The organism is Streptomyces sp. NPDC025618, from assembly GCF_055558795.1.
Map to the genome: position 1 here is coordinate 74989 of NZ_JBVHLW010000013.1, position 14721 is coordinate 89709.

Consider the following 14721-nt stretch of genomic DNA (forward strand, 5'->3'; position numbering starts at 1 on the left):
CGGGGTTACTCGGACGTGGCGGCGTCGGCCGGCGGCAGCGGGCCGCGGGAGGTGAGCAGGCCGGAGCGGAGCACGGGGGCCCGGCCGTCCCAGCGCGGCGTGGTGCTCGCGGCCGAGGTGGCGAAGTGGGCCCAGGTGCCGTCGACGGCACGCTCCGCCCACGTCCACGTCTGGTCGTCGACGGTGCGCACCGGCAGGGCGACGCTGCCCTCCTGAAGGGCGGCCGCCGGGGTGAGCAGCGGCCCGGTGCGCAGGACGGTACGCATGCGGGTCAGCGGGCCGTCGGTGAAACGGTGGGGGATCTCCAGTGTCGCGGTGGGCAGCAGACCGGTCGTGGCGTGCACGGGGGCGTGCGGGTCGACGAGCAGGGTCAGGTGCCGGTCCGCCCCGGCCGTGACGCGCAGGTGGGTTCCGTCGCCGATGGCGGCGATGCGCGGATGCGCGTCGCCCGGTGCGACCACGGTGCGCAGCACGCCGGGGTCGGCGTCGGCGAAGTAGCCCACCAGTCCGTCGCCCATACGCAGTCGCTCGCCCAGGCGCACCGGCCAGGAGTAGCCGGTGAACTCCGGCCGCGGCGGCTCGTGGTCGAAGATGTGCCGCCAGCCCGGGTCGGTGGGCGGCGGCCCGTCCAGTTCCAGGTGGAGGCGGCAGCGGACGAGGGCCAGCGGGCGCCCGGCGAGCGCGGCCGTGGCGGCGCCCGCGGTGGGCACGATGTCCACCAGCGAGGTCTCCAGGAGGTCCATGGCGGCGGGCAGCGGACTGCCCTCCGTCCCTGTGCCCTGGAACCAGGTGACGAGCGAGTGCACGTGGGGGAAGGCGGTGCGCAGGGCGTCGAGGTCGGCAGGGGCGGCGCCGGGCAGCGGCGTCCATACGGCTTCCCGGGCCGGCCGGCCGATGCGGTACGCCCAGCGCAGCAGGCCGAGGGCGGTGCCGTCGGGCGCGTACGCCGTGAGCGAGCCGTCGACCAGGTTGGGGACGATCCAGCCGGCGATCGGATTGCCGTCGTCCAAGTGAGTGGCCTGGTGCGTCTCGCGGGCGGCGTCCATGAGGTCCAGTCCGAGGCGCGCTGCCTGCGGCAGGCGCGGCGGCAGTTGGACGACGTGCTCCGGACTCGTGTCCAGGGCCGCGTGCGACGGGCGCAGGTGATCGGCGACCACCGGGTGCCGGAGGCCGCTCGCCCCTCCGGTGCCCGCCGGGGTGATGACGTCCAGGGCGCGCCCGAAGGAGTCCACCAAGGTCAGCCTGAGGAAGCGGAACTGGCCCGCGCGCAGCTGCTGGAAGCCGGAGTCCGGCCAGCCCTCGAAAGGCACGGGCAGGGGGCCCGGGTCGGGGCTGGTGCGGTAGGCGTCGCCGATCAGTTCCGCCAGCTCCGGCGGCGCGCCCAGGGGAGGGACGCCCTGGCCGGGGTCCTGGCCGATGAGCATGTCGCGCAGCCCCGCCAGCGAGCTGGACAGGATGTCCCCGCGGACCATCCGCTCGGCCAACGCGTCGCAGTGCGGGGCGAGTTCGTGGTTGTCGGGCGCGTACTGCCGGAGCTGGTCGGCCAGGCTCCGCGGCAGGTGGTCGCTGAGCAGCGTCCGGCCGGTGTAGGTGCGCGCGGCCTCGGGGCGCGGCCGGGGCCGCGGGCAGAAGTAGCGGTCACCGTCGAACTGCCACTGCTCGTACGGGAGGGGGTGGTACTCGATCTCCCAGAGCAGGTGGAGGGGACGCCACGGCTGTTCCCAGGGATCATTGCCGAAGGCCGGGGCGGTGCCGGTGCGCGGAGTCACCGTCGGCGCCGTGTCCGGCCGGCTGTCCGCCGGACGCGGCCGCACGGCCGGGCTGTGCGGGTCGAGCAGGAACGCCTCGCGCAGCAGGGCGCGGGTGGAGCCCGGCATGGCGGCGTGCTCGCCGGCGCCGAGGTCGAGCGTGTTGCACGCGAGATCGGCCCGCTCGGCGGTGAACTCATCCGAGCTGTCGCCGAGTTGTACGGCGGTCACGGTCTGGTCGCCGAACCGGCAGCGCAGTGGCGTGTCGTCCGCGTGGGGCACGGAGCCGGCGCCCTGCAGGACGACGGCGGGGTCCAGGGCCCGGTGGAAGAGGGCCGGGGCGACGCGCTTGAGGTCCCACCCGCTGGGCAGGCCGTGTGCCTGGGCGTACTGGCGGACCGATTCCGTCAGCTGTGCGGGCGTGTCCCCGGCGGGGAGGGCGGCCCGGAGGCGGTCGACCTCCTGCCGTTCGGCGCGTACGCGTGCGGCGAGGCTGCCCTCACGCGTGGGGTCGAGCTCCTGTGTCAGCTGCTGGTGGTGGTAGCCGCGCGGCAGTACGGGCAGGCCCTGGAGGCGCCACATGCCGTACAGCCTCCGGCGCAGCCCGGCCAGTTCGCGGTCCGCCCGGTCGTAGGCGTGCTGCGCGGCGTTCAGGGCGGCCTCGACGGCCCGGGCGCGGCGCACGTCCTCGGGGGAGGCGGCCTCGTCCGCGGTGCTGGGCGGCACCGCGTGCCAGGCGTACGCGACCGTACTCTCGCCGAAGCCGGCGCCGAGCAGGATGTCGGCGAGACGATGCGTATTGTCCGGCTCGTCCGCCCGGGCGAGGGTGTTGCTCTGGAGCTGGTCGAGCAGCGCGGGCGCGAGGGTGAGGGACGCGTCGGTGGCCGCCTTGTGGGTGGTCAGGGCGGTGAGCGCGGAGCGGGCGCTGTCGGCGACGGCCACCGTCGGGTCGGGCCGCTGCTCGCCGGAGGGGTCGTAGTGGGGCGACACGCTGTGGACGCGGCCGGTGTAGACGGTACGGGCCCCCGGAGGCGGGGTGCGGTCGGCCTGCCAGCCCAGGGAGCCTTCCAGAGCCTCGCGTACCCGCGGGTCGTCGAGCGGGTCGTCGGAGCGCGTCGCGTGCCAACCGATGACCTGGTAGCCCAGGCGGTCGAACGTGCCGGGCAGCTGCGCCAAGGGGTCGTGGAAGGAGAAGACGTCCTGGCAGTGCGGCTGGAACGCGGCGAACGCCAGGGTCCCCGGGCCGGTCGCGGTCAGGAAGGTGGGCTGCTCCGCCGCGGACTCCGCCCACCGCGCGGCCTCGGTGTGGCGCCCGATCCGGGTCGGGGTGACGTGGCCCCGGCCGGGGCGCAGATAGGGGACGGTGCCCGTGCGCTTGTCGAGGAAGTCGCTCTCGACGACCCACGCGGCGGTGGTGTACTCGCCCTCGGCCGTGTAGGCGTGCCGGACGACCAGCCAGCGGTTCGGGGCGGGCGGGAGTGTGACCTCGCCGCCGGGCGTGGTCGCCCTGCGCAGCGCCGCCGGAAGCTCCCAGTGCAGGTACACGCCCGCCTCCAGGGAGGACTCCGTGCTCGCGTAGGGCGACGGCTCCGGGGACCGGTGGACGCCCAGCAGGTGGTAGTTGGGCACCCAGCGGAGGAAGGAGTCCCGGTCGCGCACCTGGTCGTTGACGACCAGGGCCCGGAGCCTTACGGGGACCAGGAGGTCGGTGTTCATCGGGTGGTTCCTTCGAAGGAGAGGGTCAGCTGCTCGGGGGCGCGCACCAGCTGCACGGCGAACTCGGCGGGGGAGAGGAGGGATCCGGGCTTGACGTCCTCGGCGAGGCGGGCCGCGAGCCTGCCGACGTCCAGCACCCGTGCCCCGGCCGGGGTGGTGACGGTCAGGGCCGGGTCGGCGGCGACGGGCACCGAGCGTCCCAGCGGCCGGCCGACCTCACCGGGGGCCAGGCTGCGCGGCGCCACGTTCCCCTGGCCGTCCACGCCGAAGTGCAGCCCCTGGCGCGGTTCGCTGATCGTCAGGCGGTCGGGCATCCGGTCGAAGAGCATCAGCAGGACGTCGGCGCCCAGGGCCTCGCTGCGGATCACCTCGACCGGGACGGTCCCGGAGGCCGCGCGGGCCTCGACGCGCAGCGTCGGCCAGCCCGGGACGAGGGCCGAGCGCAGCAGCAGACCGGCGGCGGGCACGGGCCCCTGGCCCTCGAGCAGGCCGTCCAGTTCGGCGTCGGTCGCGGCGTCGGCCCCGGGGTGCCGGTCGAGGCTGCGCGCGCCGTCGAGCAGGGCGTGCAGCCAGCCGCGGTCGACGTGGAACAGGCGCAGGCTCTCGGGCGGGAGCATCCGCTGGTCCGGTACGAGGTAGTCGAACGGCACTCCGCTGAGCGTGCGCAGCCTGGCCAGCCACGCCGCCGTCTCCCGCGCGTCCGACGTCGGCCGCCGCGCGGCGGCGGAGCGCTTCGGCGCGCCCGGGCGGTGAGCGGTGGGAGCGGCGCGTACGGTCCGGGGGCGCGGCTCGTCGTCCTCGGGAATGCCGAAGGTCGCGGCCAGCGCGCCGAGAGCGCCGCCGCGCAGCAGCTCCTCGAACTGCTCGCGCGGCGTCGGCTGCTCGGGCGGCGTGGGCGCGGCCGCAGGGGCAGCGGCCGTGCGGGGGGACGGACCGGCGGACGGGGCGCTGTGGAAGAGCTGCCGGCGGTACGTCGCGTACTGGCGGTCGGTCGCCCGGCGCAGCCGGCCCTGGTGGCGCAGCCGGACCAGGGTCGTCGCGAAGCCAGGGTCGGCCAGGGCCAGGGCGCGGCCCACGTTCCAGGCGCAGGCATAGCCGGTGGCGAATGTGCCGGTCCGCGGCTCGTGGAGCAACAGGCCGTCGGCGTCGGGGAAGTGGCCGTCCTCAGGACGGGGCAGCTCGGGCGCGACGCGGGGGAGGAACGGGCCGCTGTACCACGCGAGGGCGCGTTCGCCGGACTCGGTGATGTGGGTCATCGGGACCATGCCCTGCTCCAGCAGGGTGCCCAGATCCTCCGGCAGCCCGCTGTCCGCGGCAGCGGCCGGGCGCAGCGGTGCGGCGCTGTGCTCGCCGTGCCCCGGGGTGAGGCGTCCGGCCAGCCGGCCGAAGCTGTCGCCGGATTCGGCACAGGAGGTGAACGTCCAGCTGTGCAGGGACACCAGGCGCACGGGCTTGCCGTCGGCCCGCGGCCCGGGCGGCGTGTGGCCCTCCAGCGAGACCAGGTGAGCCACGTACCGGCCCTGGGCCGCGGCGGGAAAGCGCGCGGTGGTGACGACCGCGTGCGCGTCCTGGCCCGGCCGGCCGTCCTGGCCTTCGGCGGGCGCGGCGTCCTCGCCGCCCGAGCGGACGTGGGCGAGGAGGGCGAGACCGGCCGGCTCGGGGAGCAGCTGTGCCAGCAGTTCCCCCGGTACATCGACGATCTGGCAGGGGGTGTCGAGCAGAGCGGGGTCGACGGCGTCCCGGTCCAGGGCGGGCCCCGAGACCGCGGCGTCGCCGTCGAGGAGCGCGCGTACGGTCAGCGGGGCGGTGGTGCCCAGGGCGTTGGGGTCGCCGGGCAGTTCGCCCTCGCCGAACAGCAGCAGCGCCAGCCACGGGGCCCGGGCGGGGTTCTGGACATCGCCGGTGAAGGGCTCGCGCTCCCACGGCAGGGCCGCCGGGTTGAGCGTGATGTGCGGGAGCAGGCCGTGGAAGGGACCCTGGCTGTGCGCGGCCGGGTAGACGGCGTGCACCCACGAGGGGTCGAGACGGAACTGCGCGGCCCGTACGTCGACGATCTGTTCCACCGGGTCGAGCCGGGCTCCCGGCAGGTCCTCGGCGGGCAGCTGCTGCTCGACGGTGATCCGGTAGCGGCCGGCTTCGATGCCGGGCAGCAGGTGGTCGTGAAAGGTGACGGGGCTGTCGTCCGCCGGTGCGGACTGCTCGGTCGGGTGCGTGGTCATGAGGTCCTCACGAGTGGACGAGTCGCAGGGGCGGGGAGGAGAAGGCCGCTTCGCGGGCGTAGCGGCCGAGCTCCGGGGCGGCGTCGAGCGGATGACCGGCGGCGGCCAGGGCGGCGAGCGCGGCCTTGCGCAGCGCGGTCTGCTCGGGTGTGTCGACCCGCAGCTCGCCGGTCCCCGCGGTCTTCTCCCGCTCCCCGCGGACCCCGGCGGGGACCGCGTCCGGGTCGAGCGGCAGGATCCCTTCGGGCAGCGGGGCGTGGGCGAGGCGGCCGCTGCGGCTGGACGCGGCCGCCTCGGGCAGGCGCGGTTCCGGCACGGCGATGCGTGCCCCGCTGACCAGGCCGTCGACGAAGGGGGCCGCGCTCAGCGCGTCACCGGCCTTCCCGGAGCCCCACAGCGCGGTCGGCTGCGGCGCCTTGTGCACCTTGATGTCCCAGTCCTGCCAGCGGTCGGCGGGCAGTTGCCGCCAGTGGCCGTCCTCGGTCTCCTCCTCGACCGTGACCGAGAGCGTGACGTCGAGGCCGGACTTGCCCATCGGACGGATACCGACCTCGGCGTGGCTGTCCTTCGTCTCGTCCTCGCCGTTGACCTTCAGCTTGGAGGCGGGGAACGCGCTGCCGACGGTGAAGGCGAAGCCGTCGGCGGTGGCGGTCCACGCGTCGGAGCCGCCCCGCTGTGCCCGCGCGGCGTGGTCGGGGTGGAGTCCGTCGACGGGTGCGAGCGTCAGCGGCAGCCGCGGCAGCAGCGTGCGGAACTGTTCCCAGCCGATGGGCGCGGGCCCGGCCTTGGGCTCGCCGAAGTCGATCGGGATGGAGATACCCAGCACCTTCACCTGTGCGGTGCCGCCGAACGACGGGCCCCACACCGACAGCCGCGCGCCCAGTGACGCCTCGCCGCTCCAGCCGAACAGCAGCCACACCTGGGCGGTGACCTCCGCCCATACGTCCACCTCGTAGTGGAACGGCGCCCACTCGACCAGGGCGTCGTAGCCGACGTCGACCCGGGCCTTGGCCCACGAGCCGTCGTACCGCAGCTCCAGGCGGCCGCCGGCCATGACGGCGGAGGGGGTCAGCGCGAAATAGCTGGTGCCCTTCACCGCCAGCTCGGAGCCGGAGGTCCAGTCGATGCCGACCGGGTCCGCCCGCGGGTAGTGCGGGGGCGGGGTGAAGCGCGGGTGGTAGCCGCCGATGGTGAAGACGAAGTCGCCGGGGTGGCCGCTGCCGCCGAACCACAGGCGCAGCGCCGCCCCGCCGGTCAGGTGCACCGACCGGTCGAGCAGGAAGCTGTCCGGGGCGAGGCGGGCGTCGACGGCGAGCATGTCGGCGGAGCGCCGGTAGACGGCGGAGACGTCCAGTTCGACGCTCGCGTACGGCTCGCCCATTTTCTTCTCGGGGTCGGGGAACTGGGCCTTGGCCGAGCCGAGCAGCCCCACCACCAGGTCGTCCGGGCCGAACTCGGCGAACGCCAGGGCCTTGCAGTGGACGATCTCGAAGATGTCCGCGTCCAGGCCGAGGGCCAGCCAGGTGTTGCCCTCGCGCGGGGTGACCCAGGCGGGAGCGCCGTCGCTCCCCTCCGTCAGTTCCTTGAGTACGTCCAGGGGCTCGGCCGGCGTGCCCTCGCCGGCCCCGGCGAGCCCGCGCAGCAGGGGGAAGCCGGCGACCTGGTCGATGGCGGGCACGCGCAGGGCGCTGTGGTAACCGAAACCCGCCTTCACCGCGGTGACCCTGAAAGCGGGAGGACCTCCGAACGCGGCCCCCAACTCCGCGTACAGGAACATCGACTGGGTTCCGCTCTTGAGGTGCTCGTAGGCGCCGATAGCCCCGAAGCTGGCGCTCGGGGTCTTGATCAGCGCGCTGCCCTCGATCAGCCGGTCGTAGGGCGAGTCGGCGGTGACCGGCTTGTTCACGAACGCGCCGGATATCTCCAGCGGCGGCTTGCGGAAGGACAGGCTCAGCCCGTCGAGCCGACCGGAGGGCGTGAAGTCCTTGCCGTCCAGGGCGATGCCCAGCCCCAGCCCGTCCACGCCCAGCTCCAAGGGGCCTGCGTGCACCGTGGCATCGCAGAGGACCCAGAGCTTCTCGTCCTGGTAGCTCGCACCCAGGCGCCGCAAGTACAGCGGGCCGAAGGAACGGTCGAGGGTGACCCACGCGGCGGCCGGAGTGTCCGGGGCGTCGGGTGCTGCCGGCGCGGCCGCCTGGACGTCCGTCGCCGCTGATACCGCCCATGTCGCCGCGACCGGCGCGGTATTGAGCGACTTGGGGGCGGGGGCGTCGTGCCCGTTGTCCTTGACGGGCTTCGCGCCGGCGAGACGGAACATCAAGGGGGTGCGCTTCTCGCCTCCCCACTCGTAGTCCAGGGCCACCAGAGCGCGCCCGCGGGTCTCCTCGGGAAACCTCGGATGGTCGCCGTCCAGGCGGGATATCTGTTCGTTGAGTGCTTTCACCTGATCGGCGGTGAGGGCGTCGGAGGCGATGACGGCTTTCACGCCGGTGATGCCGAGGTCGTGGTCAGGGGAGACGCGGTCGCCGACCAGGGGGAGGTCGCTGAGTTTGGCGGCAAGTCGCGCATCGACGAGCAGGGCGAACAAGAGGCACCTTCCGGGCCGGGAAATGGAAATCGGAGGGGAGTCGAAAGGGGATCACTTCGCGCTCAGGAAACCCGGCAGGTATCTCGTCTCAGGGCAGGAGCCGTGCGACACCAGGCCGATTTCCCCGGCGAGTTCGGTCCTGATGAGCTCGATTCATTTTGTTCAACAGTTGACTGAATTATCGGCGGCCGGTTACGCGCAAAGCGGGCGATGATCAACATCTTAAATCTATGCGCACAGCCGATCCGTAAGCCAACTGACGGTGTGTGGTGTGCTGCACACCCGAACATCGTCCCGCTCGGGAACTCGCACGGCGGCTCGCGCGACCGTAGCCGGGATGTCGCCGGAATTTTCACGGCAGGGTTTCTGAGATGCTGTCGATACGGCCCGGCCGGCAAGGGTGAAACCACTTCAGTGCCGACGGGTCCCGGGAAGTTCCGTATGTGAGGGAGTTGGCGCGGTCTTCGGCGCCGAGCAGTTCCTCCGGGCGGCGGGCGAGAACATGCCACAGCGGGTGTCCCGCCGACGGGGCTCGCCCGGATCTCCGGGCTGCATTCCGATCGGCTTCCCCGCCGGCGGGCGGTCGGGGGTGTAGGAGGCGCCGTGCTGGGCGACTGCGTCGAGGCCAGGGCGTGCGTATCACTCCGGGGACCGTACTGAGGCGTGCAGTTGATACGGCATTTACCGCGACAGGCGAGTGGGGGCGCATCAGAGCTACGAACGGGCGTGCGTTACGGCAGCTGTGTGATGTCTGCTTCGAGCGCTGGTTCGTCGCGTCTTCCCAAGGCCGTCACGCGCGCTCTCAATGGGGGTGCCAGTCTCCGGTACCGGCCGTGGTGGACGGTGGTGTGGAGCCTGTGGCGGTACGGAGATGCCAGCGGGAGGTGTGCCGATGGCCGGCGAGACCGTCGGGCGGGGGCTTCGTGATCTGAGAAGCATGGAGGTATCGAACGATGTCCGCGTCGGCTGAGAATCCTGTTGCGATCATTGGTATGGGGTGTCGGCTGCCGGGCGGGGTGGGTTCACTGGCTGGTTTATGGGATTTGGTGGCCAGCGGGCGTGAGACGGCCGGGCCGGTACCGGCGGGGCGGTGGGATGCGCTCCGGCTGCAGGAGTATCAGCATCCCGATGGCGTGAATCGTTACGGGGTGGGATGTTTCGTCGACGGTGATCCGTGGTCGTGGGACCCGGAGGCGTTTTTCAGTGGCTCCGGTGGAGGCGCCGTGGGTGGACCCGCAGTTTCGGATGCTGATGGAGGTGTCCTGGGAGGCGGTGGAGCACGCCGGTCTCCCGGTCGACCGAATACGGGGATCACGTACGGGCGTGTACATGGGGGTGTACTCGCCGGACAATATCTGGCGAGAGGCCAGGCCGGTTCAGGAGGCGCTGGATTCCCTGTATCTGTTCGGCGATTTCCATGCCGGTGCCGCCGGCCGAGTGGCGTTCGGGCTCGATCTCCGGGGCCCGGTGATGGTGATCGGGTACTGACTGGCGGTGATCCGGGGATCGGGGACGAACAACGACGGTCGGTCCGGCCGGTTGACCGCGCCGTCCACCGCGTTGCAGCAAGAGCTGTTCCGGCAGGTGGTGGCGCGCGCGGGCATCGATCCCGGTGCGGTGGGTCTGGTGGAGACCCACGGGCCGGGTACCGCAGTCGGTGACCCGGTGGAGTTCGAGTCGTTGGACGCGGTGTACGGGGTCGGCCAAGGTGCTTGTGCGTTGGGTTCGGTCAAGACCAATATCGGGCATACCGAGCCGGTCTCGGGTATAGCCGGCACGATCAAGGCCGTCCAGGCATTGCGGCACGGGGCGATCCCGCCGAACCTGAATTTCCAGACGTGGAACCGGCAGATCAGCCGACGTGAGAAGTCCCGGTTGTTCGTTCCCACCTCCTTGGGGAAGTGGCCGGTCGCCGAGGGGACTCGGTTGGCGGCGGTGTCCTCCTACGGGCTGGTCGGCACCGACGCGCACCTCGTGCTCGGACAGGCACCCACCCGCAGCGGCTCGTCACGACGTTCGCCAGCCACTGCCCCCAGCACCGGGGGCCACACCCCGACGGCGGGCCCGCAGGTGTATCTGCTGTCGGCGGGTTCGACGGAAACCTTGGCGCGCAACGCGCGCAGCCTCGCCGACTGGCTCGGTCGAGGAGCAGGCGCGCCACAACGCCTCGGCCGGTGCCGGCATGTTCGTCCGCTACGCGCGGGAGGATGTCAACGTCGGCCGCACATCCGGGGGGGCGGAGGCGATGCGCGTGACCTGGCAGGGCGGCCCGGAATGACCGGCACCGGGGCCAGCCGGCTTCCGGTGCCGGTGACAGGCCGGCTCCGGGACGGTGCTCAAACCGCGAGCTCGGGGAGGACTTCCGCGCCGGGGAGTTGGGCCAGCGCACTACCGGGGAGAATCAGCTTGCCCCGGCGCCGACCGCTGCCGATGAGGACGTAAGGGGCGTCGGCCACAGCTTTGTCGATCAGGAGCGGCCATGCGCGAGGCAGGCCGACAGGAGTGACGCCGCCGTACTCCATGCCGGTCTCGGCGACCACCGTGTCGAGCGGGGCGAAGGAGGCTTTACGCGCTCCCAGGTGCCGGCGAACGGCGTTGTTCACGTCGACACGAGTGTGAGCGAGGGCCAGGCAAGCGACCAGGGTGGTGCTCCCACCCCGCTTGGCGGCAACCACCACACAGTTCGCGGATGCCCGCGGCGCCACGTCGTACGCGTCGCAGAAGACCGTGGTGTCCGCCAGGCCGGGGTCAGTGTCCACATAGAGCACGGACTCGGCAGCCTCGCGGGCCTCCCAGGTCCGGAGGGCCTCGGACACGGGGCCGGCCAGGGGGTCGCGGACCTCCAGTGCCGTGCTGACATCCGTGAAGTTCCCGAACGGAACGCGTACCTGGTCGCTCATGGGAAGATGATAGCGAGGATGGTGCCGCGCGTTCCCGGACTGCGGGATCACACGATGCGGAGGACTCATCGGACCACCACTGTTTTATGGAGTGATGCTTCCCCCTTCACGCATCAGAGGCGGGAACACGGGACAGTCATCTCCAGGGCTGGCCGGAAAGAGGGAGGTCCAGTTGTGGCCCAAGAAGTCACCCGAGCCAATTGGGCAGACACGGCTCGATTGATCGCCTTCGGTCTGCTTCCCAACCTCGCCCAAGGCCCCATCATCCGCCGCCCCCTCACCGTCCGGCTGGCGGCCGGACTGGACACCAACGCCTGGTGCTGCCGGTCCCTGGACCGGCTGCGTGAGCGCCACGGCCCGGGCCCGGTGCTGGTCAGCGCTCTCGGAAGGAAGGGCATCGTCCTCCTCTCGGCCGAGGACGCCCGCAGGGTCCTCGACGAGACGGACACGTCGTTCACGGCCGCCAACAAGGAGAAGGCAGCCGCCCTTTCGCACTTCGAACCCGACGGCGTGCTGATCACCGCGGGCCCCGCCCGCGCCGAGCGGCGCAGGTTCAACGAGGCCGCGCTCGACTATCCCGCCGTGGAGCACCGGTTCCACGACGCATTCCGGAAGGCCATCCAGGAAGAGGTCCGACCGCTGCTGGTCGGTAAAACCGTCACCTGGAAGCGGTTTCACGCCGCCTACCAACGCATCGTGCGCCGGATCATATTCGGCGACACCGCGCGCGACGACGAGCGCATCACCGAGCTGCGGGACAAGCTGCGCGGCGATGGCAACTGGTTCACGCTGCACCGCAAAAGGGACCGCCTGCGCCGGGAATTGTTCGCCCGCACACAGCGGTATATCGACCTGCCCGAGCCGGGCGGCCTGGCACGCGCGGTGCGCGCCACTCCGACGACGCCCGACATCAAGCCGGTGGCCCAGATGCAGCACTGGTTCTTCGCCTTCGACGCCGCCCCGATCGGTGCCTACCTCGCGCTCGGCCTGCTCGCCGGCCATCCGCAGCAGGCGGCCAAGGCCCGTACCGACCCCGCGTACCTCCGGGCCGCCGTCCTGGAATCGCAGCGGCTGTGGCCCACCTCCCTGGCCCTCCTGCGCGACACCACGGTCGAGACGCGCTGGCCGGGCGGCGTGACACTCCCCGCGGGCACCGCGGTGATCTTCTGCAGCTCGTACTTCCACCGCGACGCCCGGCGCCTGTCCTACGCCGACCGCTTCGAGCCTGAAGTATGGCTCGACGGGCGGGCCGAGGCGGACTGGGCCATCGCACCGTTCAGCCGCGGTCCCGCCGAGTGCCCGGGCAGGAACATCGTGCTGTTCACCAGCGTCACCCTGCTCTCCGAACTGCTCCGCCACGACTGGCGGCTGTCCTCGGCGCACCGGCTGGGGCCCGGGCGCCCGCTGCCCCGTACGGTCGACCACACATCGCTGCGACTGGCGGCAGGAGAGCACGTGGGGCAGGGCTGATTCCACCTGCGCCTCCGCCGCCCCACGCTTCCTTCGCACCGCCTAGGGCACCACCACACCCCCAGAACCAGCACGCCCGACCGCGCCGCACACCTGCGGCTGATGCACCGCCGACACGTGCTCAAACAGTCCCTCACGCAGATCGCCGCAGACACCGGTATCTCCGCCACCACGCTCAGGAACATGCTGAACGCGTCACACGCAAGGTGAGCACATCCCCACGAATTCTGATCGCGTAGGTGGAGGCGCCACCTTGAGCCTATAGTTCCCACCACCATTCGAAGGCCGGAAGTGGCACAGGTGGAGGACCGGTGTGCGAGGGTGTGTCGGTGAAGGTACACGTGGTGCGGACCGCGTCGTGATGCAGCCCGTCAGGGTTCCTGTAGCGGGGAACCATCAGGCCCCATTCGAAATTTCCATGGTTGGCGAGGGCGCCGGTGGTGGGGGCATAGGAGCGGCCGTTGTCGTTGAGCATCACGACGACCGGCCGCCCGGGGGCGGCACCCAAGTTGTTCACGGTGCCCCGGCTCCCGCCGGGGTCGTGGCGCGGGCAGCCCGCGACCTCGGAGTAGATCCAGTGGTCGCTGTCGTAGAGCTGGTGCACGTCACCGCAGTAGTCGCCGGCCAGGGCGGCGGCGCGGGATACCGCGGCTTCAGCTGTGGTGCCGAGGGCGGGGCCAGCCAGTGCCAGGAGGGCAGTGCTCAGGCCGATCCCGGTTCTGCGTGCCAGCCGGCCGGTCGCACGGCCGGTGAGGTCAGGGGTCTGGGACGTTGCCGTGGTGGTGCGTCGCGAAAGCCGCATGAGCCGCCTCCTGCTGCGCGTTCCACCCCCTGGGATGCGGGGTGCGTCCAGAACAGCAGGACACGTCACCCCCTGATAGCCATCACGCAGCAAATTTCCCCGTATGGGTGCTCAGGGGTGCTTGACTGACAGCCCCGCAAGGATCACAGCCCGGTCCGGGGAAACCATGGGTCCGTGATCGCTGAAGCGTCAGACGATCTCGGGTGCGGGCAACTGCGCGCGATCAGCACCCAACGGACGCCTGCCGAGAGTGCTGGCGATGACGATGTTCACGCTGAGGTTCATCGGTATGGGCAGCCAGTCTTGGAGGCTTGACCGATCGAGGAGGCTACCATAACTAATGATCCAAATAGGGTAATCATCGCTTATATGTGCTTCTACTTCCACGTAAGCATGAAAAAGACGCTTCTTTACGTAAGGCATCTCGGGAAGGGGAGTCTCCCTTGCAAGGACGGGACTCGGCGTCGAATGGGGGTGTGCCGTGGCCTTGCCAGGGGGTCTGGGTGGTGGTGTCGGGCAGCACAAGGGAACTGGGCTGCTGTCAGGTTCCGTGGCGATCGTGGGAGTGGGCTGTCGGCTGCCTGGTGGGATCACCTCGCTGGATGGGCTGTGGGCGGCGCTGGAGCAGGGCCGGGACCTGGTAGGAGAGGTGCCGGAGAACAGGTTCGAAGTGGGGCGGTTCATGTCTCCGGGGCCCGTGCGCCCGGGAAAATATCGCATGGACGCAGGCGGATTCCTCCCCGATGTCACCTCCTTCGACGCGGAGTTCTTCGGGATCGCGCCGAAGGAGGCGTCCCAGATGGATCCTCAGCAACGTCTCTTGCTGGAGTGCGCAGTTGAGGCGCTGGACGATGCGGGAATCGATCCCGCGTTCCTGGCGGGCAGTGACACAGCGGTGATGATGGGTGTAGCCAGTCGGGACTACGGTGAGTTGCAGCAACGGCACCTGGCGACAGTGAACCCCTACACCATGAGCGGGTCGGCGGCCTGTAACACGGCCAACCGTCTCTCGTGCGCCTTCGACCTGCGGGGGCCGTCGATGGTGGTGGACACTGCGTGTTCGTCGGCGCTGGTGGCAGTGCACCAGGCGTGTGAGGCTCTGCGGGGCGGCGGCGCCCGCCTCGCGCTGGCCGGCGGGGCCAACCTTCTTCTCAGTCCGTTCTCTTTCGTGGGTTTCTCGCAAGCGTCGATGTTGTCGCCTACGGGGCGCTGCCGACCGTTCTCCGCGGCGGCGGACGGATACGTCCGGGCAGAGGGCGCCGGGATTGTCGTTCTCAAG

At 71.4% G+C, this 14721-nt stretch carries 9 protein-coding genes and 2 pseudogenes; 5 read left to right on the forward strand and 6 right to left on the reverse strand.

Features of this window, described 5'->3' with window-relative positions; translation table 11 throughout:
- Positions 1–5: 5 nt before the first annotated feature.
- The 3 genes from ACZ4A5_RS14575 to ACZ4A5_RS14585 are packed head-to-tail and all read right to left on the reverse strand — an operon-like array spanning position 6 to position 8270.
- Complete coding sequence (locus ACZ4A5_RS14575) at positions 6–3464, reverse strand: hypothetical protein (RefSeq protein ID WP_467582577.1); 3459 nt, start codon at positions 3462–3464, stop codon at positions 6–8.
- On the reverse strand, positions 3461–5683 hold the full coding sequence (locus ACZ4A5_RS14580; RefSeq protein ID WP_467582579.1) for a hypothetical protein: 2223 nt from the start codon (positions 5681–5683) through the stop codon (positions 3461–3463). The genes ACZ4A5_RS14575 and ACZ4A5_RS14580 overlap by 4 nt, the downstream gene beginning before the upstream one ends.
- A 7-nt stretch (positions 5684–5690) precedes the next feature.
- Positions 5691–8270: a DUF6603 domain-containing protein gene (locus tag ACZ4A5_RS14585; RefSeq protein ID WP_467582581.1), complete on the reverse strand. Its 2580-nt coding sequence runs from the start codon at positions 8268–8270 to the stop codon at positions 5691–5693.
- 953 nt (positions 8271–9223) lie between these two features.
- On the opposite strand from ACZ4A5_RS14585, the pseudogene ACZ4A5_RS14590 reads away from it, so the two are divergent.
- From ACZ4A5_RS14590 to ACZ4A5_RS14600, 3 genes and pseudogenes are all read left to right on the forward strand, one after another.
- Positions 9224–9454 (forward strand): annotated as a pseudogene (locus tag ACZ4A5_RS14590) (beta-ketoacyl synthase N-terminal-like domain-containing protein); the annotation flags it as partial.
- A gap of 19 nt (positions 9455–9473) precedes the next feature.
- Positions 9474–9758 carry a beta-ketoacyl synthase N-terminal-like domain-containing protein gene (locus ACZ4A5_RS14595; protein WP_467582583.1) on the forward strand — a complete coding sequence of 95 codons (285 nt, stop codon included), beginning with the start codon at positions 9474–9476 and terminating at the stop codon, positions 9756–9758.
- Positions 9759–9764: 6 nt separating this feature from the next.
- A complete protein-coding gene (locus ACZ4A5_RS14600) occupies positions 9765–10712 on the forward strand; it encodes a hypothetical protein (RefSeq protein ID WP_467582585.1) in 948 nt (315 codons plus the stop codon).
- Here the strand turns inward: ACZ4A5_RS14600 and ACZ4A5_RS14605 are convergent.
- Positions 10607–11170, reverse strand: coding sequence for a YbaK/EbsC family protein (locus ACZ4A5_RS14605; RefSeq protein WP_467582587.1), 564 nt, complete (start codon positions 11168–11170; stop codon positions 10607–10609). The two genes, ACZ4A5_RS14600 and ACZ4A5_RS14605, sit on opposite strands and share 106 nt — an antisense overlap.
- A gap of 219 nt (positions 11171–11389) precedes the next feature.
- Here ACZ4A5_RS14605 and ACZ4A5_RS14610 point away from each other — a divergent pair, with 219 nt between their 5' ends.
- Positions 11390–12640: a cytochrome P450 gene (locus tag ACZ4A5_RS14610; protein WP_467582589.1), complete on the forward strand. Its 1251-nt coding sequence runs from the start codon at positions 11390–11392 to the stop codon at positions 12638–12640.
- Positions 12641–12899: 259 nt separating this feature from the next.
- On the opposite strand, the gene ACZ4A5_RS14615 is transcribed toward ACZ4A5_RS14610, so the two are convergent.
- Together ACZ4A5_RS14615 and ACZ4A5_RS14620 are read right to left on the reverse strand one after the other, a co-directional pair.
- Positions 12900–13442, reverse strand: a complete 543-nt coding sequence (locus ACZ4A5_RS14615; protein ID WP_467582591.1) for a hypothetical protein — start codon at positions 13440–13442, stop codon at positions 12900–12902.
- Between the two features lie 189 nt (positions 13443–13631).
- On the reverse strand, positions 13632–13829 hold the full coding sequence (locus ACZ4A5_RS14620; RefSeq protein ID WP_467582593.1) for a hypothetical protein: 198 nt from the start codon (positions 13827–13829) through the stop codon (positions 13632–13634).
- 178 nt (positions 13830–14007) lie between these two features.
- Between ACZ4A5_RS14620 and ACZ4A5_RS14625 the strand changes: the two are divergent.
- Positions 14008–14667: pseudogene (locus ACZ4A5_RS14625) on the forward strand (beta-ketoacyl [acyl carrier protein] synthase domain-containing protein); the annotation flags it as partial.
- Positions 14668–14721 lie beyond the last annotated feature (54 nt).

What these genes read in the sequence shown, in the direction of transcription:
- ACZ4A5_RS14575 (WP_467582577.1), bottom strand. Translation starts at nt 3,464, where the DNA reads ATGAACACCGACCTCCTGGTCCCCGTAAGGCTCCGGGCCCTGGTCGTC.
- ACZ4A5_RS14580 (WP_467582579.1), bottom strand. Translation starts at nt 5,683, where the DNA reads ATGACCACGCACCCGACCGAGCAGTCCGCACCGGCGGACGACAGCCCC.
- ACZ4A5_RS14605 (WP_467582587.1), bottom strand. Translation starts at nt 11,170, where the DNA reads ATGAGCGACCAGGTACGCGTTCCGTTCGGGAACTTCACGGATGTCAGC.
- ACZ4A5_RS14615 (WP_467582591.1), bottom strand. Translation starts at nt 13,442, where the DNA reads ATGCGGCTTTCGCGACGCACCACCACGGCAACGTCCCAGACCCCTGAC.